The sequence below is a fragment of the Streptomyces sp. NPDC104381 genome, assembly GCF_055583745.1.
The window spans coordinates 84186-107604 of sequence record NZ_JBVJNK010000013.1 but is presented as its reverse complement, the minus strand read 5'-3'; the positions used below and the strand labels follow the sequence as shown (position 1 = coordinate 107604).

The following is a 23419-nucleotide window of genomic DNA, read 5'->3' as shown; positions in this document are numbered from 1 at the left end:
TAGGGGCGTTTGCTGTCTGACGGGGGAACCGCATGGGGATGACGCTGCCAGATGACCTGGTCGAGATCTTGGACCTCATAGGCATCGACTGGCCACAGATCGACGAGGATGAAGTCAAGGCATCGGCCAAGGACTACCGAAAGCTGGCCGACGGCGTCCGCGACGCTGTCAAAGAAGGCAACAACGCCTGCTCTCACATAGTCGCCGGTAAGAGCAAGGGTGAGACGGTCAAAGCCATAGACCGTCGCTGGGGCAAGCTCACCACGAGGGACTTGGCGACCTTCGCCAAAGGGTGTGACGACCTGGCCGACGCCCTCGATGACTGCGCCGGTCTCATCGTCACATGCAAGGTCGCGATTATCGGCAAACTGACAGCAACAGCCGCCACCGCCACGGCTGGTGTCGTCGGCATGTTCTTCACCGCTGGACTGAGTGGTTTGCTCTCCGCCGCTGCGATCGGGGCCGCACGACTCATTATTCAAGAAGCCATTGACTACGCCATCGATCAGATCACCTCGATCGTCACCGACAAGATCGAGGGCATGATCCTCTCGGAGATCGAAAAATTGTTCTCCGACAAGCTCGGAGGTACCAGCACTTATGACGTCATGGCCGTCGGTAGTGCAGATATGGCTCAGGACTTGGTCATAGAGTTCGACGACTTTGACCTCGCTGTCGGCGACTACAAAAAAACCGCCACCAACTTCGACAAGAAGAAGGGCGAGTTCAAGACGGGCAGTATCGGACGCAAGTCGTCAGTGAAGAAGGACAGCCGGTTCCACAAGCTCTCCACCGTCATGGACAAGGCCGAAGGTGCCGTCGAGAAGAAGGCCGACGAGATGGTCAAGACTCTTGAAGACCATGGCGGCAAGATAGACAAAAGCAAGAAGGATCACAAGGGAACCGAGGACCAGAACAAGAAGGATATCGACAACTGTAAAGACGTCGACGTCAAGGATGTCCGCACCTACATCCTCAACGCCGACGGAACTGTCGACCGGCTTCTACCGAACGGATCGATTGCCAGTCAGGGGCTAGATGACACGGACAAACTGAACCTTGCCAACATCACGACGAATGGCAAGGTGTGGAGGCCCACAGAAGACTCAGAAAAGCGAGAATGGAATACCCCGACCGATCATACTGGTACGGTTAAGTCGAAAAAGATCGATCCGAAAACCAGCGACCTCGCTCAGGCAACGCAGTTGGCGCGGAAGGCCCACGGTTACTACAAGGGGAAGAACTACGCCGCTGGTAGGTACGTCGACCCAAAGAATGGCCGCGAGTCGATTTTGGTAGGGCGCAGCGAAGGCGGGTTCCACTCGGAGAAGCAGATCGGCCATCCCTTGTTGCATACTGGAAATGCGTCCGGACTGAAAGAATTCTTCACGGAGCGAGAACCTTGCCAGAAGAATCCGCAATGCAACAGATGGATGGACTACTACTTCAAGAAAGCCAACCCGGATCTCGAAGTGACGCATGCTGTCAAATACGATCAGTTCAGTCCGGGACAGGGCAAGGAGCACAGGCAGTACGTCAATGGACTCGAGAAGGCCCACGGTGGAGGTTAGAGTAGGGTGTCAGTATGAACTTCCCCGTGACATACGACGATCTGACGCAGCTTTATGGGTTGGATGGCGTGGTTCTCTATCCCGCTCAGGGATTCGACTCAGTTCATGCTGAAACGGCCCAGTTTCTGGCTTCCATCGGTCTGCCGAACGATAAGTTCTTTACCTCCCGTGCTGGGGTATCGGGATCAGGAAGGGACCCCTACGTGCTGGCCCCCTTGTTCGCCTTGGGGGATCGTTATTGTCCGGAGGAGTCGCAGTCTTGGCATGTCCTGGGTTACCTGCCTGCGGCGCTTGTCGCTGCTGATCCGTCCTCTGGAACGGTCTACATCTTCCAAGAGAGCGCGCGTGAGTACCAGGTTGCGCACCGAGATGTCGCTGCGCTGGTTCACTGCCTGGCCGAATTCAGGAAGCTGGAAGACGCATACAACTCACCCGACCCTGATGTCGAGGAGTTGGTCGAGACGTTCCGTGAGGCGGTGGCCGCATTCGACCCGACTCCTCTGGCCGACCCGGAGTCCGAATGGAACCGCATGCTCGATGAAGTGCTTGAGGAGATGTGGTAGCAGAGAGGGCCGAACGGCTCTCTCGACTGACCACTCCTAGCAAGAGTGGCCCCGCGCCCGTAGGAATGGCTCCGAGAGCAAGTGGCAGCGGGCCGACCGGATCTTAATGCTCCCGCGCCTGCGGGAACGGACCCATGTCGCTGATGGTGACTTCACCGGCGAGCTCGTTCTCCCCGCCCTGCGGGGATGGTCCCTTGATCCCGTACCAAGGTGCGGTGACGCAGAGGTGCGCCCCGCAGCCGCGGGGATGGTCCCGGGGTGATTGACCTCTTGAACTGGGCGATTCCGTGCTCCCTGCGCGTGCGGGGATGGTCCCTACTACTGGACGGACGACGTGCACCCGACGGCGTGCTCCCCGCGCCCGCGGGGATGGCCCCGACGCCGCAACCCTCGTCATCGGGTCCGGCAAGTACTCCCCGCATCCGCGGGGATGGTCTGCCGAGCTTTCGCTCCGGCAGAGCTGAGGCCCCGCCGGGGCGGGAGCCTCAGGTCCCCTGGGCTTCAAGTGGTGAGGCGTCGTCAGTAGGTGATCACCATGCGGGCCGACGGCTTCTCGATGATGTAGCCGTCGGTGAGTTCGTGGTCCGGGGTGCCTGCCGGGTACAGGCTGATCAAGGGTTCTGCCGTCCGGTCGTCACTCCATGCCGTGATCTGGGTGCACAGTCGCTCCGCGAGTGCGTGCCCGCGCGGTCCGTAGCCGGCCGCGCCGAGGCGGAAGCGGGCTTCGGTACCGTCTTCGACCGGGATGCGTTCCAGGGTGAGGTAGGCGATCGAGTCTTCTTCGACGAGGGCGGGGCTGAGCGCGGGGGCCGCGGGGCGTCGGAGGCCCGCGTCGATGGCGGCCTGTTTGACGGTGATGCGGCAGGTGGTGGGCTCGGTGGCCGAGAGGCGGAGCCAGATTCCGTCGAACGACTCCACGGGGCCGACGCATGCTTCGGTCCAGGCGACCGTCCCCGGCTGGGAGAGAGCCGTCGCCGGCGCCGACGGGTCGATGGCCTGGTCGTCGTCCCAGAACAGGCGGATCAGGTGCTCGTCGTCGACGTAGCCGCTGTGTTCGCCGTCCTGGCCGATCATGGGCAGGAAGCCGCACATCTTCACGGAGTCGGACAGCAGCCGTTCGGGCTGACGGGTGAAGGCGACGCTGCGGGTCAGCCCTCGCCACCGCAGCGGGAGGACGAGCCTGCCGCCCGGCGTGAGCTGGTTCTGCAGGGCGGGGGAGGGGTCCCAGACGCCGACGGTCGCGATGATGCGGTCGAACGGGGCCAGTTCCTCCGCGCCCAGCACTCCGTCCCGGGTGATGACCTCGATGTCGCGGAACCCGGTCGCGTCGAGCGTCTTTCGGGCGTACGCCGTGACCTCGCCGTCGATGTCCCCGGTGACGACGAGTCCGGAGGGGCCGACCAGGCGCCGCATGTACGCGGCGTTCAGGCCCGTGCCCGCTCCGATCTCGAACACGCGGTGGCCGGCGTCGAGCTGGAGCTGGACGAGCATGAAGAACACCACGTCGGGCTTGGACGCGCAGCTGAAGGGGAGGGCGTCCTCGGCGGGGTTGTCCTTGATGGACACGTACTGGTTCGCGTACGCGGTCTCGACGCTCACGGCCGGGAGGAACTCGTGCCGTGGCACCGTGCGCATGGCGTCCTCGACCCGTGGGTCGTGGAGCCCGGCGACCTGTTCCTCCACGATCTCGTCGATCAGCCGGTTGCGCAGGACCTCGGTCGAGGGGTGGGCGGTGGTGTTCATGGGGTTCCTTCCACGACGTGCCCGGCGGTGACGAGGGGCACGAGCCTAGTGGTGCGATGTCGGTGTGCTGGTGGTGTCGGCGCCGGTCAGCCGTCCAGGAGCAGGCAGGCGTCCCAGCGGGGTATCGGCGTGGTGTTGACGCCCGCGTGGAGCTGCGTGAGATGGACGCCGTCGGCGCCCTCCATCAGGCCCGGGGCAGGAGACACCGACTGCTCGATGCAGTCGCGCATCCGGGCGTGAAGGCCGGGCAGGGACGCGCCCAGTGCGCTGCCGGGGCCCGCGTCCGCGGCTGCTCGCTGAACGGTGCGTACGAGGCCGGCCCAGCCGTGGCAGAGCGAGGCATCGGTGAGCTGGGCGAGTTGTCGGTCATCGGTGACGCAGGCGGTGAGCGCAGCCTCGGCGTGGTGCCGCAGCGCGGCATCGCCGAGGGCCAGCGCGGCGAGCTGCCGGGCGCGGGCGATGCCTGGGGTTCCGTAGCACCATGAGGGGCGCCCTGGACCTTGCTGCCGGTGGGGCGTACGGGCCTTCCATTCGTCCAGGGAGAGCGTCTCGGGCCACCAGGGGCGCCCATGGGTGCCGAGGCACCACTCATCGAGCGTGGTGCAGATCGAGCGGATGGCCCCGGCCTGCCCGGGAACGGTGATTCCCCGCCGCAAGGTGATCGCCAGGAAGGCGAGCGGGCCGCAGATGCCGTGCGCCAGGCCGAGGTTGCCGTGTCCGTCCGGCCACCGGGGGGACGGTCGGAGGCCGGGCCCGTCGCCGGTCCACCAGCCCGGCAGGACGTCATGACCGGCCGGGACCGGATCCGTGAGCGCGACGAGGTAGTCGAGGACCGCGAGCAACAGCGCGTCGTGGCCGCCACGGGTCAGGAGATGGACGCCGAGCCCCGTGAGGCCGCTGATGAGGTCGTACTCGCGCAGGCGCGGCAGCTCTTTCCGGTCCATTCGTTCGTGGGCGGCCCGCAGCCGCAGACGCGTCATGGCGGCGATGTGATGGTCGAGCGTCAGGAGGGCGGGGGCGTACGAGGACCGGTCCGCGAGGTGGAGGACGTAGGCGATGGCCGGCGCTCCCTCGAAGAGGCCGCACGCGTCCGGGTCGGCGTTCACCGGGTGCCGGACCATGGCGGTCACCCACGCGTGGACGGCCTCCCATCCCCCGCGGCCCGCCTGTACGTCGGCGATGTGGCGAAGAGCGATTCCGGGAGCGCCGGCGTAGAGCGACTGTTCCCGTCGCAGCGGTGCTCCGGTCATCGCCGGGCCTGCCAAGCGCGGGCAGCCTGCCGTGCCACTCGGCGGCAGCCCTTCTCCCCCGACCGGTCGAGGCCGAGCATCCGGTTGTGATGCATGTGGAACAGCGACTCCAGGATCGCGTCGAGGTCCGTGTCGTCGGGGAGCTGACGGCGGTAGTGGGCCAGAGCCGCGGTTCTGGCCTGCCAGGTATCGGCGACCTCGCCGTTCCGGCCGGGCAGGTCGAGAGGAGTCCGGAGTCGGGCGAGACGTACGGCCTGCTCGGAAACGGCGCGCTCCACGGAGGCGGGAGCGGTGGGCCGGGCGGCGAGCCACTCCATCCCCGCCTCACGGCCGAGGAAGCCGCGCGCGATGTCCACCATGCCCACCGCGACGAGTGCCGTCGGGTGCAGAAGGGGGCCGTGGACGTGGCGCAGGGTGCGGGCGACGGCGCGGGAATCGGCCGCGAACACCGCCTCCGCCGCTGCCAGCGCCTCGCCCTGCCCGTATCGGCCGATCTCGGGGCTGTATGTCTCCAGGACCAGTCGGCCTGCAAGGGATTCGCTGCGGAGCCGAGCAGCCCATCGGCCTACTGCTTCGGCCAACGTCGCGTACTGGCCGGTGCCCGGGACGCGGAGACGCAGTCGCAGGTGAGGGGATTCGTGCGGGCTCCGGTAGCGCAGGAACCACCAGTCGCAGTCGCAGTCGCCGGGCAGGGCAGCGAGGAGCCGGGGCAGATGCCCCGTGATGATCTCGGTCATCTGCTCGGGGTGGGTGTGGAGCTTCGCGTGCAGCCATGGGGCGTCAGGTGCGCCGGGCATGTGGCCCAGCGAACCGTTCGGCAGCGTGGGCAGCGGTCGGCCGGACAGGCCCGACGGGCCTGGTGCGCGGGTCGCGACAAGGGGTACGGCGATCTCGTGGGCGTGGTCACCGATCCAGCCGAAGGCGCCGTCGGGGGCGGTCTCGGTCAGGATCGCCTCGTCGTGGCGGTCGAGGTGGGCCCGCAGGATGGCCGCGTGCAGAGGTTCGCTCAAGGTCAGGCGCAGCGTACGGTCGTCGTCCCGCAGCTCCACTGTCCCGGGGCACCGCCAGCGCTCCCGCCACCGGGCGAGGGCCCCCGTCCCGGGGGCAGCCAGATCGGCGCTCGTGACGCGCCACCGGGCCGGAGACAGGACGGTACGCCGGTATCGGACCCTCGGCAGGAAGGCGAGCCGGCAGGCTTCGGGCCCCCAGTCGAACCCGGTCCACGAAGCCGTGAAGGCGCGCGGAAGGTGGGCGAGGAACCGGGCCAGGGGCGGCGGTTGCTTCTCCAGCGCCATCGCGTGGAAGACCTGGGGCTCGATGACCCGGCGGCGGGAGACGCTCACCAGATGCAGCCGGCTGTGCGTCGCGGTGACGGCGAGATCGTCCAGAGGGATCGTGGCCACGTCCTCCTCCGGCCCACGGTGCTCTCCCAGCGAGATGACGTGCGGCAGATAGGCGGGGATGCGACAGACGTTCTCCGTGTGCGGGTACAGCGGCGGAAAGGACAGTTGAGCCGGCAGGGCGTCGGCGACGCCCGGGGGAAGGGTGCGGTACACCTCCTGCAGCCCGGAGCCGCCTGCGACCGGCGTGAAACGGGACGTGAGCGTGCCGGCGGAGCGCGCGGGCGTGACCGTGAGGGTGAAGTCGCCCCGGTCCAGGGCTGCGCTGTCCTCGGCGTGGATCCGGGCGCACATCTCGACGTGCGGCGGGCCGGTGGCCGGCCCGTTCCCGGCGACCGCGTCGAGCACGTCGTCGGTGAGGACGATCTCACGGCTTCCGTCGACCACGGCCTGCCAGGCGAGCGCGAGCAGCCGTCGGTCCCGTTCGGAGGTCTGTGTCGCGGGGACGGACATCACGCTGCCTGGGTACTCGGCCGGGAAGCCGAGTCCGGCCGCCGGATCCAGGACCTCGCTCAACGGGACGAGCGTGCCCGCGCCGTACCGCTCCCAGAACGCGGTCTGGAAGTCGTGCCAGACCGCGTGACCGGTGGGCCGGCGGGTCAGACGCAGCAGGGCCGTCGCCGCGGCCTCCATCTCACGCGCAACGCCGAGCGGGACCGTCACGGCCGAGTCGAGCAGCAGATCGACGGCGAGCGGGGCCCGGCCGGCATCCGACATGGCGCGCAGCTCCCGGACCAACGCCTCCCGCACCCGTGTCTGCCCCGCCCCGGGGGTGCGGTTGTGATGGCGCAGAGCGGCCGCCACCCCTTCAAGACCGTGCAGCACCGGGGCCACCGTCCCGATCGTGTCGGCGTCGACCCCGTGAAGACGATCGAGGAGATGGCCGAGAGGGTCGGTCACCGTGAGCGGAGCTCGCAGGCTGGTGACGAGGAAGCCCCGGCGGACGAGGTCGGTCAGCATGGTGCGGATCCGCGCCGGCGCGGTGCCGGGAAAGGCTTCGGCAAGGGCTTCGAGTACGGCGCTGAACCGGGTCGGCGTGGACGCGCAGGTCTCGAGCGCTCGTACCGCACTCGTGTGCTTGATGCTGGCACCGTGGGGTCCGCCGTGCGGGACGTGGAGCCGCCCGCCCCGTCAGGCGGCAAGGCTGTTCAGCACCACGTCCAGGCGATCGAGCAGCTCCTGGGAGTTCTCCAGACGGTCGATGACGCTGCTGAGCCACAGCGTGTCGAGGCGGGCGACCGTCCGGTGGCGGCTTCCCCAGCGCACTCCGGCCCTCGGCCCGAGTGCGGCCGGGGCGACGCCTGCGAAGAGGCCGAAGGGGGTGGGCCGGCCGGTGGCGCGCAGGAGGTAGCGCGCCGTCGACAGCGCCGCCCGCCGCAGCTTCTTGCCGGTGGCTGTGCGCCCACCGCGCAGGGCGTCCACGCTGTGCGCGAGTTGAGGGTTCGCGTGCCGGATCGGTCCGGTGAGGTCGTGGCGGGACCAGACGTGGTCCAGCCATGTCAGACACCCGTCCCTGTCGGCCGGATCGGGCCACCAGCCGGGTAATTGACCGCGCGGCGCGGCGGCGGCCCGTAGGAGAGCCGTGCCCTTGTGTGCGTACAGAGGTGCGTTGCTCATGCGCGACTGCTCCTTCGTCGTGCAGACCCCCGGGAGGGCCGGGGGAGTCCGGCCCTCCCGGGGGAAGCGTGTGTCAGACCGCGCTTGCGCAGGACGAGGCGCAGGACGCGGCGCAGCCGTCACCGGTGTTGCACGCGGCCGGCATGCCGAGGCCGCCGAGGTCCGTGGTCACGGCGAGGTCCAGTGCGAAAGGGTCCTCGGTGAGGTCGGCGAGGGTCTTCGGCAGGGCGGTCGGTTCGGGCATGACAGCGGTCATGGCGGTGCTCCTTCGTGGGATCGATGGACATGCTCTTGTGCACCTCGGTGCCGGGGGTGATGCGGCCGGCAACGAGGGGTTGTGCCCGTGCCCGCCGGCGCCGCGGGGGCGAAACCGTGGGCGAGTACGGAGTCGGTGGTGGGGCTTCGAGCTTCCTCAGGGCGGGGGCCGTGGCCGAGGGTCGAGCGGTCTATCCGGGAAGCTCGGCCAGGTCCCGCTGCAACTCGCTCACGGTGAGGACGCGGAACCTGGCCAGGCGGCGGACGAGCTGTGAGGCAAGGAGCGTAGGGAGGTTCGGGTGCCCGTAGGGGAGGGGCTCCTTGGGTTGCGCCACGACCTCGACCCTGCCGTCGACCAGGCCGTACATCGTGCCCAGGACTCCGTACACGGGCGCGCTCGTGGCCAGGAAGACGACGGGGTCCTCCCCGAGGTGCGGGCAGAGGGCGGCGGCAGTGGTGACATGCCGTGCGCACACGGGGGGCTGGTTGGTGAGGAGTGGCGCCTCGTGGCTCCCGTAGTCCGCAGGCCCGGCGAGGAAGACGCTCCCCAGGGGAGTCGCCGCCGGGGCGGTGCAGATCTGGCAGCGCATTCGCTCCATCGTGATCCGCTGGCGGAAGGGGTGCATGAGCTTCCACTCCGGCTCGCCGGTGGGGCGCCTGCGCTCGTCGTACGGTGTGAACGAGACCCGGGCCCACAGAACCTGCCGGAGGTCGCGGTCGAGCCGGGCGTCCTCGTCCGCGTAGAACAGGCGGTAGGTCCTACGGCCACGACTGCCGCTCGACGGCAGCAGGACCAGGTTGTCCGGCGCCGCCTCTTCTCCCGCGCGCTGTGTGATGTAGGGGACGACGGCCGGGCGGAGGGTGGGGCGCACATGATGGTTCGTCTCTCTCGTCCGCGTCTCGGCGGGGTGCTCGGGGTGCGTACTCATGCCACGTTCACGTTCGTGAGCTGCCCGGTCGCCAGCAGCCGCTCGAGGAGTTCGTTGACGGCCCAGGCCATACGCCTGAGGTGAACGACGGCTCTCCGCGCATCCATTGGCATGACCTCGGAACGAATGGCGCGGGCGTTCCCGATGAGGGTGAGCGTGGCTGTGTCCTTGCGGCCGGAATCGCCGCTGATCGCGATGTCGACGAGCTGCGCGAGGTGGCCGCGGAGGTGCTCGGCGAGCTCCCGTCGGTGCTCCTCGGCCGGTGGTACGTCGTCGAGCGCCGTCCCGACGTCGTCGAGCAGGGCATCCGCGTCGAACGGCTCCCACACCCGCATCCTCCGCAGGACGCGTCGCAGCTCCGTGGGGTCGAGGGGCGGGGACCACGCTTCTTCCGATGTCTGCCGGGTCGGACGGGTCCGAGACGACAGCAGGGCGTACGGAGCGATCACGGCTGCTCCTCCGGCACGCTCAGGCGGCACCAGGTGCATGTGCCGTCCTCGGTGACGCCCCACGATTCCGCGACGGCGTCGACCAGGACCAGACCGCGGCCGCTCTCCTCGTCGGAGCCGGCAACGCTGAGGACAGGCCTGTCGGGAGATCCGTCGGTCACCTCGATGCAGAGGTCCGAGGCGGTCCCGTACAGCCGTACGCCCACGACAGGGCCTCGGCCGTACCGCATCGCGTTGGTGACCAGTTCGCTCAGGCACAGCTCGACGGGCTCGCACAGGCTGTCCATCCTCCAGCTGCGGAGCTGCTCCCGGCCGAGGCGGCGGACGCGGCCGGGCCAGAGCCTGTCCTCCTCGGACATCTCGTCGGCGTCGGCGAGGCCCGGGTGGGAGGAACGGGGGATGCGGAGCTCCATGCCGCGGCCGCCGGCGCCGAGCTGTCGCACAGGGGATGTGCTGCTGAGGCCCTGCGGGCCTGTGGCCGCACTGCCGGTCGCGGTGGCTGTCATACCCAGTCCTTTCGCATGTCGTGAGGCGGCGTCGCATACGCCTCGTCGTCCGTTCACCCGGTTCGTCCCGTACGGGGGCGACGGGACGAACCGGGCCGTCGGGCCGCCCGGAAGAGGTTCACGAACGGCCGGTAATCACTCAACTCCCCGACGCGCCGGTGGGTAAGGGAGGAGAGTGAAGGCACGGTTGAACTGGTTGAACGCACCAGGGGGTCATCGATGGCACGTCGCCCGCGAACACCGAACACGGCCCTTGCGGCCTTGATGCAGTCGGGGGGAATCGGAAATGCGCAGCTCGCGCGCCGCGCGAACGCCGCAGGCCGCGAACTGGGCGTCCGCCTTCACTACGACAAGACCAGCGTGTCGCACTGGCTCGCCGGATCGGTGCCGAAGCCCGAAGCGCGCCCTGCCCTGACCGAGGCGCTCTCGCGGCTGCTCGGCCGGCCCGTAACGTGCGCTGAGATCGGCTGGCCGGGCGAGGAGGAGCCGTCCTCGAAGCGCGACCTGGTGGCAGGAGTGATCGACCTGAGCAGGGAAGACATGGACCCCTCACGCCGGAGGGTGCTCAAGACAGGGATGTACGCCGCGGTGCTGGCCGTGCCGCGCTACGAGGACCTGACCGGGCGGCTGGAGGCGGCGTCGACCGGGCGGACGGTGCACGTGGGCCGGTCCGACGTGGAGACCGTCCGCACCATGACCGACAAGGTTGCCGACATCCTGGACCAGGTCGGCGCCGGACACGCCCGCCCGATGGCCGCGGCCTTCCTCGTCAACACGGCCGGGCCCTACCTCCGGGCCGACGGAACGGACAAGGTCACCCGCGACATGCGGGCTGCTGTCGCCGACTTCGTGTACCTCACGGGGTGGATGGCCATGTACGAGGACCAGCAAGGGCTGGGCCAGAAGTACTACCTCCGCGCCCTGGAGCTCGCCGGCGCCGCCGAGGACCACCTCACCTACTGCCGGACCCTGCGCGGAATGAGCTTGCAGGCGACGCACCTGGGTCATGGCAAGAAGGGCCTGGAACTCGCCGAGGCCGCCGCCGAGGCGGCCCCTTCCGCCGGCCCGCGGCTCGTGGCCTTCCTACGTGGTCAGCAGGCCGCGGCCGCGGCGATGACCGACGCCCGCCACACCGCCATGGGCTGGCTCAAGGAGGCGGAGAGCGCACTGTCACGCGCCGACGACCGGCGTGACGCCGTCGGCGGATACGACCAGGCCGCCTACTTCTTCCACGAGGCGCACGTGCGCTGGCACCTGGGCGACCAGGAAGGCTCGATCGCGTCCCTGCACCGCTCGAACGCTGCCCGCTCCCCGCTGGAGCGGCAGGGGCGCCTGCACTGCACCGGGGTGATCGCCGAGCGGCAGTTCCGTATGCGCCACATCGAAGCCGCCTGCCAGACATGGGGGACCTTCCTCGACGAGCACGTGACCATCTCGTCCGCGCGCGGGGACGAGCACCTGAAGACGATGCTGAAGGCGCTTCCCGCCTACCGTCGTGTCCCAGGAGTCCAGGAACTGGAGGAACGGGCGCAGCAGGTCGCGGCACTCAAGGCGGCGTAGTACCGCTGGGCGGCGGGTTCATGACCCGCCAGGACCTTTAGTGCCCAGGGAGCGCGCGAAGGGCGGTTTGGATTCACATGGCTGGAAGGTGCGTGTTGTCGGATTCGGTGAAAGTGGTGTGGAATGGCTATCACCGATGACAAACCCGCAGTTCAGTGAGGGTGCTCCCCGCGCGTGCGGGGATGGTCCCGCGGCAAGGGGAGCCGCGGCCGTGCCCTCGCCGTGCTCCCCGCGCGTGCGGGGATGGTCCCCTCATGGTGATCCACCGGTTGTCGGACTTGCTGTGCTCCCCGCGCGTGCGGGGATGGTCCCAACGTGAACCAGATCGCGAAGGCCCTCAATGCGTGCTCCCCGCGCGTGCGGGGATGGTCCCCACGGCGGGATCTTGCCCTTGTAGGGCTTCTCGTGCTCCCCGCGCTCGCGGGGATGGCCCCCAGAGCATGGGCCCCTGTGAGCCGACCGCGCAGTGCTCCCTGCCCCGCAGGGATGGACCCGCCACAGCGTTCTCGTCGACCCTTTCGCCCTGATCTCAGCACGCTGTTCCTTGTGGGCCCCCAGGGAGGGCCGTGGTGTTCCTCGTCATGCACCGATGCGATGTCGGTGCATGACGAGGCGTCGCCTTCGCCTGAACCCACGGCGTCGACCGCAGCACGATCCGCGCACGGCAGTGGTCGTCCTCATGCCCGGCCGTACCGCCCGTCCAGGAGGCGCCAGCTCTGCGGCGGGCAGCTCAGCCCACCAGATGCAGCGTGGGCCGTGCGCCGGGGGCGTTGGCCGGCTCACCGCCGTCGGGGTCGGGATCGAAGTCGGTGTCGCTGCGTGGGTCGCTGTGGCGTGGGGACCTGATGCGGTCGGAGGCGAAGTTGAGCGGCCACACGAAGGTGGCGGGGTTCCGCAGATGGTTGACCATGTGGGCTGCGGACTCGTAGGCGGCCAGGAGCGGGTGGATGAGCACCGTGCCCTGCCGTTGCCGGCCTTCGATGAGTCCGCGGTCCTTGAGCTGTCCCATGGCCCGCGACACCGCCGCCTGCGTGATCCCCAGGCGGGCCGCGATCTCCTTCTGCCGGATGTGCACGGTGCCGCCCGGCTCCTGGCGCGCCGTCAGGATGTCCAGCACGTCGCGGGCCGTCCGGGAGAGCCGTGCGTTGGGGAGGACTTCGAAGATCTCTGGGTTGTGGAAGCCAGGCGTGCTCATCGGGGGCCCTCGCTTCTTGCGGGCGGGATGACGATCGCGTGCTCGGCCAGCTTCTCCGGGCCGATCTCCTCGAGCAGCCGGATGTGCTTGCGGCTGCCGAAACGGTAGGAGTACAGGGGGTTGAGCCGGTACTGTCCGCGCCGTTCCTTCCAGGTGAAGTGATGTGCCGTCAGCTGACTCATCGCCCGGCTGATCTTCGACTGCGAGCAGCCGAAGTGCTCCGCCAGCTTGCTCTGCGTCGCTGTCACGATGCCGTGGTCGTCATGGTGCACGGTCATGTGGTCCAGCACGTTGCGTGCGGTCGTGGACAGCTCGAAGCTCCAGAGGCTGTCCTGGATGATCTGCGACATGCTCAAGTGCCTGCCTCCCAGGAAGCCGTACGCCCGTGCTTCCGGTCCGGTGCTGAAGGTGCCGCCCTTGCGGGCGATCTGCTCCAGCGATCTGACGAGTCGCCTCGCGGTCTCGATGCCGTTGACGGTGTCCGGCGATGGCGGTACTGGAGACAGCCGCACCGCCTCGACCGGCGACTCATACGTGCGCCTCGCGGACTGGGCCACGGCTTCTCCTACTTTTCGACAACTGCATAACATCTCGAAGAGGTCATGTTGACTGGCTGGTGGATGGGCGCTCCGCGGGTGGCTCGATGGCTGCCGCCGGACGCACCTGAGTGCTCGGACTCGTCCGCGTGGGCCCGGGGCCGGTTCGCACCTTGGGCGGACGCCGAGGGATCTCGGCGTCACAGGGCGCGGTCGCGTCCCGGAGTGGCCCGTGAGGGACCTGCGCGGCATACGGGACGGCGCGGGCGCTCCCCGCGTCACGCCGTGACGGAGATCCAGGCCCGAAGACTGCGGCGCGTGACACGTGCACGCCTCCGCGCCCGTCGAGCCACCGCCGGACCGGGCGGATCCTGCGCGCGCAGGGTGAGCTCGCCCGGCCCGGGGTGATGCTCAGCGGACTCAGAGAGGGGTGATGTCACCGCTCGCGGTGAATACGCGTTCGTTTCCCTGGCTGCCGGTCACCCGCGTACGGGAGCGGGCTCCGCCGGAGATGGGCGGCACCGCCTCGGCATCGATCCAGCAGGGCGAGGAGAACTCCACGTAGCGGTGGAAGGTGATGTCCAGCGCCGTGAGGATGCGCGGCTCCGGACCGTGGTCCAGCGCGGTGGCCGCCTGGCGCACCGCCTCCAGCAGGAGCATGCCGGGCGCGTGGTCGACCGCGTGGTCGAAGAGGACCGGGTGGGCCGTGTCCAGGCGCAGCAGCCAGCGATCGGGAGTGGACGCCGGCGAGAGGACGACGTCCTGGGCGCGGGTGCGGCCCACGCGGTCGCATGCGGCGGGCGGGGGAGGCTTCGGCGCGCCGGCGAAGACCTCGGCAACGTTGTCCCGGCCGGGGCGCAGCCGCTTGTAGACCTTGGGGGAATGGCAGCCGAACCGGGTGGTGGCCACGGCGACCGGGGCGCCGTCACGCAGGACTTCGAGGTGCATGGAGAGGGCGGTCGGCAGTCCGCGCTGGTACTTGATGTCATGACATCGCACCCGCAGCTCGATGTCGGCCGGGGCCCGCCCGATGCGCATGGCCTGCGGGTTGAGCGTGAGCTGGAAGTCGGACCAGCTCAGCTGGTGTCCGAATGGGACGTCGTACGCGGCGTGGAGCAGCAGTGGAAAGGTCTGGCGGATGGTCTCCGCCAGCAGCATCGGGTCGTAGACATCGTGCTCGGAGGTGTAGAAGCTGTGGCTTCTGGGCCACTGGGCGGTGACGGTGAAGGAGTCCTCCGCCGTCTTCCGCCACGCGGTCAGGAGTACCTCGGCGAACGTAGCTCTGTGGACGAACTCCCTGGGCACGGTGGTTGTCAGGACGAATCTGGGCGAAATCACTTCTGTTGCGGTGCTGGACATACCGGATCCCCCTTGGTGATGCGCACGCCACCGTCTCGGCGTGCAGCAGCAGGCGGCCCCTTTTCCGGAGCTAGGGGCCGCCTGTAAAATAAAGGGTGTTCGTTTTGTTTGTCGAGGAGATGTGTGGACTTGGTGACCGAGCCCAAGCAGGAACGCGCCGCGAAGACCCGCGCGATGATCCTCCGCGCGGCGGCGGAGGTCTTCGACGAGTGTGGCTACAGCGGGGCCAGCATCAGCAAGATCATGCACCGTGCCGGCGTCACTCAGGGGAGCATGTACTTCCACTTCAAGTCGAAGGAAGGCCTCGCGCACGCCGTGATGGCCAGCCAGCAGGAGTACGTCGAACTGCCCGGCGGCCGCGACGGACTGCAGCGCCTCATCGACAGCACCTTCCACATCGCCGACGAACTCAGCAGCAATGTGCTGTTCCGAGCCAGTGTGCGACTCGCGGTCGAACAGGGTGAGCTCGGTGCCAGCGACGACACCGCGTACCAGGAGTGGGTGCAGCAGTTCCACAGGCAGCTCGCGGCCGCCAAGGAACGGGGCGAGCTCCGGGACGACGTGGACGCCCTCGAGTTCGCCACCGTACTGGTCGGCGCTTACACCGGTACCCAGATCTTCTCCAACGCCGCCACCCACCACGAGGACCTGCCTGAGCGGATCTCCCTCCTGTGGCGCTACTTCCTGCCGGCCTTGACCGATGCGGACACCCGGAAATCCCTGCGGATCGGCCCGGCGCCGAGATCCGCCGCCGCGTGAGGCCGCCGCGCGTCGTCGTCACGGGAGCCACGGGCTTCGTCGGCTCCGCCGTGACGGACCTTCTGCTGGGGCGCGGTCCCCGGCCGGTGGCCGCCGAAGCCCCCACCGTGCGTCTGATCGGGCGCCGTCCGCTCTCCGGCCTTCCGGCGCACGCCGAATGGACGCCCGGTGATCTGGCGTCGCCCGCCACGCTGGAGGGCTGCTGCGACGGCGCCCAGGTTCTGCTGCATCTGGCGTGTTCGCTCAGCTCGGACGAGGAGGAGGCGCACGCGGTCAACGTCACCGGGACCGCGGCCCTGATGGCCGAGGCCTCCCGTGCCGGGGTGCGCCGCATCATCCATCTCTCCACGGCGGCCGTGTACGGGCCTGGCCCGCACGACGGTCTCGACATCGACGAGGTGGAGCCCGCCCCGGTCTCCGCCGCGAGCAGGACGAGGCTGGCGGGAGAGCACCACGCCCTGCGCGCCGGAGCCACGGTTCTCCGCGCCCCGCTCATCCTCGGACCCGGTGACCGCTGGGTCGTGCCCGCGCTGGCCGAGATCCTGACCCGGGTGCCGGCACTGTGGGACGGCGGCCGGGCCCGGCTCTCCGTGATCGATGTCCACGACCTGGCCCGGCTCGTCGTCGGTCTCGCCCTGGTGGAGTCGGCTCCACCGGTGGCCCAGGTCCTGCACGCCGGCCACCCCACACCGGTCACGAGCGGCGACCTGCTCACCGCGCTGGCCGCGCTCGGCGTCCTCCCGGAGGTCTCAGGCCCTCTCGACTGGGACGAGTGCCTGCGACGCCTGCACGAGGCGCCGGGCCGCATCAGTGAGCGACAGTTCGCGCTGCTCGCCCGTGATCACTGGTACCGCAGCGACGCCGTGTGGCGAGCCGCAGATTGCTCGCCCGGGCCGGGTGCTCTCGCTCGCCTGCCGCGAGCCGCGGATTTCTATCGCGAGACGGTGGGCGCGCCCCGAGGAGCAGATGCCTGACCGTCGGGTCCCGGTCCGTGGCGCCGGCGGGAAGGCTGCTGTCTCCTCGGGGCGCACCCCCGTTCAGCGCCGTCCCGGGACGCCCTCCTCCTGGGAAGGAGCAGCCGATCCGTCCGCCGCCGAGGATGGCGCGGGTACTGTCAAGGCGGCAGGAACGTGTTCCTTCGCCGCGATGCCGGAGAGGACGAGCTGCCACGACGTCTTGAGCTGTGCGGCCACACTGTCCGCCTCTGACTTCGAACCGAAGCGAGACCGCAGATAGGCCTCGGCTCCCGATGTCAGGATCTCCGCCAGCGCGGTGATGTCGGAGGGCCGGGCCCCGTCCTGCAACTGGCCCTGGTTCTGCGCCTCTTCGAGTAGCAGGCGCACGATGGGCACCCAGATGTCGGACCAGATGTTCTCCACCGGCCGTTCGCGTGCCAACCGCATCGCGGACCTGACCACCACGTCCTCCTCGCAGAGGCGGATAAGTCCCACGGTCACGTTGACCACGGTCTCCAGGGCGGGTCCGCGGACGGCGGTCGTCTCGTCCAGCACGATTCGGGCGAGTCCGCGCCCTTCCTCCTGCACCGCCTCGGCTATCGCCGCCTTGGATGCGAAGTGGAAGGTCAGGGCACCCATGGAGATGCCCGCGGTCTTGCTGATCGCGGAGAGCGACGTCCCGTCGTAGCCGTTGAGGTCGAACTCCGAGGCAGCAGCCGCTACCAGAGCGGCGCGGGTACGCAACGCTCGATCCTGCTTCACCATGCGAGCTCCGAAATCAGTTCTTGACGACGGACGCTTGGGGGGAACGGCGACTCGAGATCCGGCGTCGCGCATATGCGTACTCGACGCGAATTATGTAGGTACGACGCCGACTTCGCCAGTCGCATCGTCCGGGCGTACCAAAATTTCGAAAAGTTTCTCTGTGTCATGACGCAACGCCACCGAGTAGGCGGCCCAGGCGGGTTGTGGAAGCTCTGTCCTCGGTGCGCCCTGCGCCCCGAAGGCCATGGTGCGGTCGGGCGTCACTTGCGGCTTGCTTCGGTGTGTAAGTCATGTGGCTTCCCGAGGGTGTCGGCGGTCGATGTGGGCTGGTTCGGGCGGCCGGGGCGGAGGCCGTGCACTGTGCCGGGCGCACAGTCTGATGAGGCGGCAGGCTCCGGAACAACGCCAACTTGGCGGCCAGGAGTCTCGAAGTGCTTGTCGGTCAATGAGGGTCCTGAAGTGTTTCCGCTGGTCAGGGCAGGGGACAGGGGAGAACTTGGCGAAGTCGGTCCGGGATGGAACGAGGGCTAACAAAAAAAAGAGGACGTTCGCTATTGTTTCACGGGTCGAGTCGGTCGTCGGCTCATCACAGGGGGAAGAGAGGGCTCATGACGACACACGCCCCGGCCCGGCCCGTATCGGCCGCGGCCTTCGCCGACGAGCTGTTCGCGGGGCTCCCACGTGCCGATCAGCGCCGCTGGGCACGTGTCTACCTGCAAGGTCTGCTGGCCACACCGGGTAAGAAGTCGCTGCGCCGCATCGCGGCGGCGCTCGCGGCCTCGCCGACCGCCTCCCAGTCCATGCACCAGTTCATCAACGTCAGCCCGTGGGAATGGCAGCCCGTACGAGATGTGCTGGCCACCTGGATCGCCGACCGCATGGCGCCGGAAGCCCATGTCCTCGACCTCGCCTACATACCGAAGCGCGGACTGCACAGCTGCGGCGTGCACACACGCTTCGTTCCGCAGCTCGGCCGCACGGCCAGCTGCCAGCTCGGTCTCGGGCTCTTCCTGGCCTCCGGGCAGGACGCGCTGCCCACCGACTGGCATCTGCATCTGCCCGAGCCGTGGCTCTCCGGCGAGGAGCGGCAGCGCGCGAGGATCCAGGAACCGCTCTGTGAACGGAGCCTGGAGGAGCAGGCGGAAGCCCTCATCGCCTCACAGGACCACCGCACCGGTATCAGGGACCTGCCCGTGGTCGCCGACCTCACCCCGCACACGGACAGCCTTCACCTGGTACGCGCGATGTTCCGCCGCCGGCAGCCCTTCATGGTCCAGGTGCCGCCCCACACACGGCTCGTCACGGCTCAGGGAGTCGAACGGGACGCGCGGTCGCTCACCGACCGGCCCGACCGCAGCACCGCTCTCACCATCGGCGCGGAGCACTTCGTCTCCACCGCCCCCGTATGGGCGCCGGGACGAACACCCGACACAGGGGGCACCTTCGACGTCTGCCGGCTGATCGTCACCGGCCGCGGCGGCGACCGGTCCCGTCGCCGCTGGTGGCTCACCAGCCTGGTCGACGAACGTACCGACAACCTCCTGGCCCTGACCGCCCTCATGGACCGCTCCGCACGGGCCATCGGCGAGATGCAGCGAGGCCTCGGCCTGGCCGACTTCGAGGGACGGTCGTTCCCCGGCTGGCACCACCACATGACCATCGTGTCCGCCGCCTACGCCTGGCACCGCATGCGCGAGGGGAACCAGTACGACCTCGGCGCCTGAGCCCTTCCGCCTGCCGGATCTCGGCAGCACGGAAGCGTGGTGACCCTGCGGCTCCGGTCGACGCTGCGCCCGCCTGAGGCCCTGCCGACGCCCCGCACCGCTCCCCGGCCCACTTCCATCCCCGGCAACGACACACACCCGACAGCCACCCCAGGAGACAGCTCATGCCGCGCCCGCCCGCCCTTCCCCCGGAGCAGAAGGTCACCATCGTCCTGGCCGTCCTCTCCGGCGAGACCACCGCGGCGGAAGCCGCCCGCAGCGCCGGTGTCACGGACCAGGCCATATACAACTGGAAGAGACGCTTCGTCACAGCGGGCCGCGGCGGCCTGGAGACCGGTCTCGACCAGGCCGGTCAGCGGGAGAAGCAGTTGCTGGGGGAAGTCGCCGAACTCAAGCAGGCCCTCGGGGACTCCTATCTCCAACTCCGCGCCATCCGCGCTTCGATGCTTTCGGCGAGAGCGGGTGCGCCGGGCCGCCCGCACGCTGCGGCACTGGCGTCGGCCAGGAGCGCCTGATCCCGGACGGCTGTCCCGGGTCTGCACATCCGAACGGTGACCACAGTTGCCGGCATCCACACCATCTGCCCGACCGCCAGGCGCGGCTTGGTGGTGAACCCGCCGCGCGACCTTCCCAGCCTGTGCTCTCCGGGCTCGGCGAACCCACCGCCAAGTGGCTCCCTCTGCAGGTCACCCCGCTCATGGGCCCCAGCCGCATACAGGTGAGCGCGGCACACCGGGGAGTCGGCACCCACATCCCGGGGCGGCCCCGGCCTCCGCCACCGCCCCGGAGATTTCCAGGTGCCTGCCCTACCGCACGACGGACCGGGAGGGCAGGGCCAGCGACACCGGTCCAGCGGCGACGGGCCTGCGGTCCAGGAGCCGCAGGAGGGGCTCGGTCATCGCGGTCGTCACCAGGGCCATCACCACGAGCACCAGGGTCAGCGGAGGGGTGAGTACACCGGACGCGAGCCCCGCCTGGAGAACGATGAGTTCGGTCAGCCCCCGCGTGTTCATCAGTACGGCGATCTGACGCGAGGAGCGGGCCGTCTGCCCGCCGAGGCGCGCTCCGAGGTAGCCGCCGGCCAGTTTGCCCCCCATGCCGAGAGCGATGGCGACGGCGAACAGCTGCCACCCCGCAGAGCCCTGGTGCTCACCGAACACGGTGACACCGGTGACCACGAAGAAGACGGGTACGAGGGCCTGCCCGGCACGGGCGACGGTGGCGACGACCGGCGTCCACGGGCTCCTCGGGCCCTTCGGAACCGCCATGCCGACCACCGCCGCACCCACGATCGCCGTCATCCCGAGGTGCTCGACGGACAGGGCGACACCGATGGCGGCAGCTCCCAGCGCCACGGCCGCGACGCGCGGCGCCCGTTCGCAGAGCCGGCGCGCCGCCGAGGTCAGCATCGCGGCCCTGATGACCAGACCGCAGACGACGGCGAACGCGAGCGCCAGGAGCGAGTGTACGAAGCCGCCGAGGCTTCCCGAGGACAAGCACAGGGCCAAGGTCAGCAGCAGCCAGCCGAGAGTGTCGATCACGACTGCCGAGGTGAGCGTCAGCGCACCCGTGGACGACCGGTGCATGCGGCGTTCCGTGATCATCCGGGCCATCACCGGTACCGCGCTGATGCTCAGGGTGATGGCCACCATGAGGACGAACGCCGAGACCGGAGCATGGCCGCGGATGGCCGAGTCCTCGTACATGAGGATCCAGACGGCGAAGACCGTGCCGCACAACAGGGGTACGAGCAGGGCACCCGCCGTCACCCACGCCACCGCACGCCTGCCCGGCTGAGCCGTGGTCTGCAGGTGGTGGGCGAGGCCGACGAGGAAGAGGATCAGGCCGGCCTCGCCCAGGAGCTTCAGATCCCCCAGCACGGCCTGGGGCAGCACCACGTCGAAGGTGGTCCGGCCGCACAACGCGAGTACGGCCGGACCCGCGAGGAGGCCGACGGTGATCTCACCGATCACTTCGGGCTGTCGCAGCCTGCGGGCCACCACCCGTCCGGCGTGCGCGGCGGCGAGGACGGAGACCAGGACTGCTATCAGGTGCACGACGGACACGGTGGACGAATCTCTCTCGAGAGGAAGGCGCGGACAGGGACGCCGTGAGGCCGCAGGCGCCCGGCTGAGGGAATCTATGGGGCTGCGAGGTCACGCGGCGAGCGCTTGGCGCCAGCGCACGGTCGCGCCGATCTTCAGGATCGATGCGCGGTAGATCCGGGATGCCATCCACATGCAGCCGCCCACGGCGATCAGCATCACCGCCGCGGCCAGCAGCTGCTGCGGGACCGAGATGTTGCCGACTCCGGCCTGCAGAGGGATCAGAACTCCGGAGAAGGGCGGCAGGTACTGGACGACGTGCACCCACGGGGCGTCGATGTCGTTGACCGCGGCAGCCGCCACACCGACCGGCAGGAGCGCGAGCACCATGACCGGCATCATGACCGACTGAAGGTCCTCGGGCCGTGAGACGAGGGAACCGGCGGCGGCGAAGAGGCCGGCGAACAAGGCGAACGACAGCAGGAACCAGACCAGGAGAGACACCACCGCCGAGCCGCCGGGGACTATGCTGCTCTGCCCGCCACCGAGGGCGCGCGCTCCGATGAGGGATCCCACCAGGACAAGGATCTGGAGCACTGCCGCGGTGCCGATGCCGGCGACCTTCCCGATCATCAAGCGCAGCGGTGTCAGGGTGGACAGCAGCACCTCGACGATGCGGGTCGACTTCTCCTCCACCACTCCCTGGGCGATCAGCGATCCCTGGCCGATGATCTGCATGAAGAGGACGATCACCAGGCTGACCGCTGCCCCGATCTGCTTGCCCTGCACGCTGTCCCCGATGGTCTCGACCCGCGGCTGACTGCCCGACAGGCTCCGGGCCAGGCGTGCCGCGTCGACACCCTGTTCCGCGTAGGCCTTGTCCAGGGCCCAGGTGCGGGCCATCGTGGCGGCGGTGTCCTGGGCCCGCTGGTCGCTGTCGCCCCGTACGAGGACCGACGCATTCCCGCCTTCGACGACCATGGCCGCGTCGAGGTCCTCGTCGGCGACGGCCGACCGTGCCGCCTTCATGCCGGAGCACGAGCGGATCTCGATGTTGTCGGGTGCCTCGGAGGGCTTCATGGCGGTCGCGCCGCACGCGGCGACGTGAAGCGTCTTGGGCGCTCCCAGGTACGACATCCCGAGCACGATGCCCCCTACGAGCACCACCATGATCAGCATGCCGGCGAAGTAGCCCTTGGAGGTCAGCCGGGCGCTCACCTCGCGCCGGTAGACGAGGCCGATGTCCCGCAGTGCCTTGATCCGGTCGTTCTCCGTACGCGTGGTCATCGGACAGTGCCTTCCGTGGGCTCGTCGAGCAGGTCGCGGAACATGTCGGTGAGGGTGGGCCGGTGCCAGGTCAGGCGGCGTACCAGGCCGTGCCGCACGGCTTCCGCCAGTACGGCGTTCTCGTTGTGGCCGGGGGCGAGTTCGATGAGCACGCCGTCGTCGTGCGGGACGAAGGAGGCGACAGCGGCACAGCGGGCGGGCCAGTCGTCCGGAGCGCCCTGCACCTGGATGTGCAGGCGGGCGGTGCCGGCCGAGTGGAGCTCGTCGAGAGTGCCGCATGCGGCGAGCCGGCCCTGGCGGATGACGCCCACCCGGTCGCACAGTCGCTCCACCAGGTCCAGTTGGTGGCTGGAGAAGAGGACGGGGACGCCGTCGGCCGCCTTCTCCTTGATCACCTGGGCCATGTCCTGGACGGCGATGGGGTCCAGACCGGAGAACGGCTCGTCGAGGATGAGGACGTCGGGGTCGTGGACGAGGGCGATGGCCAGCTGGACGCGCTGGCGGTTGCCCAGGCTGAGCGAGTCGATCGTCGAATCGCGGCGCTCGGCCAGATGCAGGCGGTCGGTCCACCGCAGCATCGCCTCACGGGCGGCCGCCGAGCTCATTCCGTGGAGCCGGCCCAGATAGATCAGATGCTTGGCGACCGTCATCTTGGGATACAGGCCACGCTCCTCCGGCATGTAGCCGAAGCGGGCCCTGTCCTGGACGTTCAGGGCTTCGCCGCCGTAGCGCACCTCGCCCGAGTCGGCCTGAAGGACCCCGACGGCGATCCGCATGGTGGTGGTCTTCCCTGCTCCGTTGCTGCCGACGAAGCCGAAGATCTCGCCGGGCGGCACGGTGAAGGAGAGGGAGTCGAGGGCGACTCGTTCGCCGTAGCGCTTGGAGAGCGCGTTGATCTCCAGTTGTTTCACCTGGTCTCACTTTCCTGGGCCCCGCCGTGTGCGGCGGTG

The 23419-nt window shown here is 69.1% G+C and carries 21 protein-coding genes, 1 pseudogene and 1 CRISPR repeat array; of the genes and pseudogenes, 7 read left to right on the top strand and 15 right to left on the bottom strand.

Going from position 1 to position 23419, the window contains the following annotated elements; all coding sequences use genetic code 11:
* Positions 1 to 32 precede the first annotated feature (32 nt).
* Entirely contained in the window at positions 33 to 1571 is a 1539-nt protein-coding gene (locus ACZ607_RS34020) for a WXG100-like domain-containing protein (RefSeq protein ID WP_469741557.1), read from the top strand.
* A 26-nt stretch (positions 1572 to 1597) separates the two neighbouring features.
* The gene (locus tag ACZ607_RS34015) at positions 1598 to 2134 is read left to right on the top strand and encodes an SUKH-4 family immunity protein (protein ID WP_469741554.1); all 537 of its coding nucleotides are present in this window, start codon (positions 1598 to 1600) and stop codon (positions 2132 to 2134) included.
* A gap of 519 nt (positions 2135 to 2653) precedes the next feature.
* Here the strand turns inward: ACZ607_RS34015 and fxlM are convergent.
* From fxlM to ACZ607_RS33975, 8 genes and pseudogenes are all read right to left on the bottom strand, one after another.
* Entirely contained in the window at positions 2654 to 3877 is a 1224-nt protein-coding gene (gene fxlM / locus ACZ607_RS34010) for a methyltransferase, FxLD system (RefSeq protein WP_469741552.1), read from the bottom strand.
* 86 nt (positions 3878 to 3963) lie between these two features.
* Positions 3964 to 5127, bottom strand: a complete 1164-nt coding sequence (locus tag ACZ607_RS34005; protein ID WP_469741550.1) for a lanthionine synthetase C family protein — start codon at positions 5125 to 5127, stop codon at positions 3964 to 3966.
* Positions 5124 to 5924 (bottom strand): thiopeptide-type bacteriocin biosynthesis protein, encoded by an 801-nt coding sequence (locus tag ACZ607_RS34000; RefSeq protein WP_469741630.1) that lies wholly within the window; start codon positions 5922 to 5924, stop codon positions 5124 to 5126. Before ACZ607_RS34000 ends, ACZ607_RS34005 begins: the two co-directional genes overlap by 4 nt.
* Positions 5925 to 6119: 195 nt before the next feature.
* Positions 6120 to 8144: pseudogene (locus ACZ607_RS33995) on the bottom strand (lantibiotic dehydratase family protein); the annotation flags it as partial.
* Positions 8145 to 8217: 73 nt separating this feature from the next.
* Positions 8218 to 8400, bottom strand: a complete 183-nt coding sequence (locus ACZ607_RS33990; protein WP_469741548.1) for an FxLD family lanthipeptide — start codon at positions 8398 to 8400, stop codon at positions 8218 to 8220.
* A 190-nt stretch (positions 8401 to 8590) separates the two neighbouring features.
* Positions 8591 to 9328: a hypothetical protein gene (locus ACZ607_RS33985; protein WP_469741546.1), complete on the bottom strand. Its 738-nt coding sequence runs from the start codon at positions 9326 to 9328 to the stop codon at positions 8591 to 8593.
* Positions 9325 to 9777: a DUF6415 family natural product biosynthesis protein gene (locus ACZ607_RS33980; RefSeq protein WP_469741544.1), complete on the bottom strand. Its 453-nt coding sequence runs from the start codon at positions 9775 to 9777 to the stop codon at positions 9325 to 9327. Before ACZ607_RS33980 ends, ACZ607_RS33985 begins: the two co-directional genes overlap by 4 nt.
* Positions 9774 to 10283 carry an ATP-binding protein gene (locus ACZ607_RS33975; RefSeq protein ID WP_469741542.1) on the bottom strand — a complete coding sequence of 170 codons (510 nt, stop codon included), beginning with the start codon at positions 10281 to 10283 and terminating at the stop codon, positions 9774 to 9776. Before ACZ607_RS33975 ends, ACZ607_RS33980 begins: the two co-directional genes overlap by 4 nt.
* Before the next feature lie 219 nt (positions 10284 to 10502).
* Between ACZ607_RS33975 and ACZ607_RS33970 the strand changes: the two genes are divergently transcribed.
* Positions 10503 to 11843 (top strand): hypothetical protein, encoded by a 1341-nt coding sequence (locus tag ACZ607_RS33970; protein ID WP_469741540.1) that lies wholly within the window; start codon positions 10503 to 10505, stop codon positions 11841 to 11843.
* 161 nt (positions 11844 to 12004) lie between these two features.
* Positions 12005 to 12277: direct repeats of the CRISPR family, unit length 29 nt; unit sequence GTGCTCCCCGCGCGTGCGGGGATGGTCCC.
* Between the two features lie 296 nt (positions 12278 to 12573).
* On the opposite strand, the gene ACZ607_RS33965 is transcribed toward ACZ607_RS33970, so the two are convergent.
* The 3 genes from ACZ607_RS33965 to ACZ607_RS33955 all read right to left on the bottom strand — a co-directional run bounded on the left by ACZ607_RS33965 (position 12574) and on the right by ACZ607_RS33955 (position 14933).
* On the bottom strand, positions 12574 to 13038 hold the full coding sequence (locus ACZ607_RS33965) for a helix-turn-helix domain-containing protein (protein WP_469741538.1): 465 nt from the start codon (positions 13036 to 13038) through the stop codon (positions 12574 to 12576).
* Positions 13035 to 13595, bottom strand: coding sequence for a helix-turn-helix domain-containing protein (locus tag ACZ607_RS33960; protein WP_469741536.1), 561 nt, complete (start codon positions 13593 to 13595; stop codon positions 13035 to 13037). Before ACZ607_RS33960 ends, ACZ607_RS33965 begins: the two co-directional genes overlap by 4 nt.
* Positions 13596 to 13994: 399 nt before the next feature.
* A complete protein-coding gene (locus ACZ607_RS33955; protein ID WP_469741534.1) occupies positions 13995 to 14933 on the bottom strand; it encodes a ScbA/BarX family gamma-butyrolactone biosynthesis protein in 939 nt (312 codons plus the stop codon).
* Between the two features lie 123 nt (positions 14934 to 15056).
* On the opposite strand from ACZ607_RS33955, the gene ACZ607_RS33950 reads away from it, so the two are divergent.
* Together ACZ607_RS33950 and ACZ607_RS33945 are read left to right on the top strand one after the other, a co-directional pair.
* Positions 15057 to 15692, top strand: coding sequence for a ScbR family autoregulator-binding transcription factor (locus ACZ607_RS33950; RefSeq protein WP_469741532.1), 636 nt, complete (start codon positions 15057 to 15059; stop codon positions 15690 to 15692).
* Positions 15689 to 16666, top strand: a complete 978-nt coding sequence (locus tag ACZ607_RS33945) for an NAD-dependent epimerase/dehydratase family protein (RefSeq protein ID WP_469741528.1) — start codon at positions 15689 to 15691, stop codon at positions 16664 to 16666. The genes ACZ607_RS33950 and ACZ607_RS33945 overlap by 4 nt, the downstream gene beginning before the upstream one ends.
* A gap of 63 nt (positions 16667 to 16729) precedes the next feature.
* Here the strand turns inward: ACZ607_RS33945 and ACZ607_RS33940 are convergent, their stop codons facing one another.
* Positions 16730 to 17413 carry a TetR family transcriptional regulator gene (locus tag ACZ607_RS33940; protein WP_469741526.1) on the bottom strand — a complete coding sequence of 228 codons (684 nt, stop codon included), beginning with the start codon at positions 17411 to 17413 and terminating at the stop codon, positions 16730 to 16732.
* 608 nt (positions 17414 to 18021) lie between these two features.
* Between ACZ607_RS33940 and ACZ607_RS33935 the strand changes: the two genes are divergently transcribed.
* On the top strand, positions 18022 to 19137 hold the full coding sequence (locus ACZ607_RS33935; protein WP_469741524.1) for an IS701 family transposase: 1116 nt from the start codon (positions 18022 to 18024) through the stop codon (positions 19135 to 19137).
* Between the two features lie 164 nt (positions 19138 to 19301).
* Complete coding sequence (locus ACZ607_RS33930) at positions 19302 to 19652, top strand: transposase (RefSeq protein ID WP_469741522.1); 351 nt, start codon at positions 19302 to 19304, stop codon at positions 19650 to 19652.
* A gap of 291 nt (positions 19653 to 19943) precedes the next feature.
* Here ACZ607_RS33930 and ACZ607_RS33925 read toward each other — a convergent pair whose 3' ends face one another.
* The 3 genes from ACZ607_RS33925 to ACZ607_RS33915 form a co-directional block, all read right to left on the bottom strand.
* Complete coding sequence (locus ACZ607_RS33925; protein WP_469741520.1) at positions 19944 to 21194, bottom strand: cation:proton antiporter; 1251 nt, start codon at positions 21192 to 21194, stop codon at positions 19944 to 19946.
* A 99-nt stretch (positions 21195 to 21293) separates the two neighbouring features.
* A complete protein-coding gene (locus ACZ607_RS33920; protein ID WP_469741518.1) occupies positions 21294 to 22469 on the bottom strand; it encodes an ABC transporter permease in 1176 nt (391 codons plus the stop codon).
* Entirely contained in the window at positions 22466 to 23380 is a 915-nt protein-coding gene (locus ACZ607_RS33915) for an ABC transporter ATP-binding protein (protein WP_469741516.1), read from the bottom strand. The genes ACZ607_RS33920 and ACZ607_RS33915 overlap by 4 nt, the downstream gene beginning before the upstream one ends.
* Positions 23381 to 23419 lie beyond the last annotated feature (39 nt).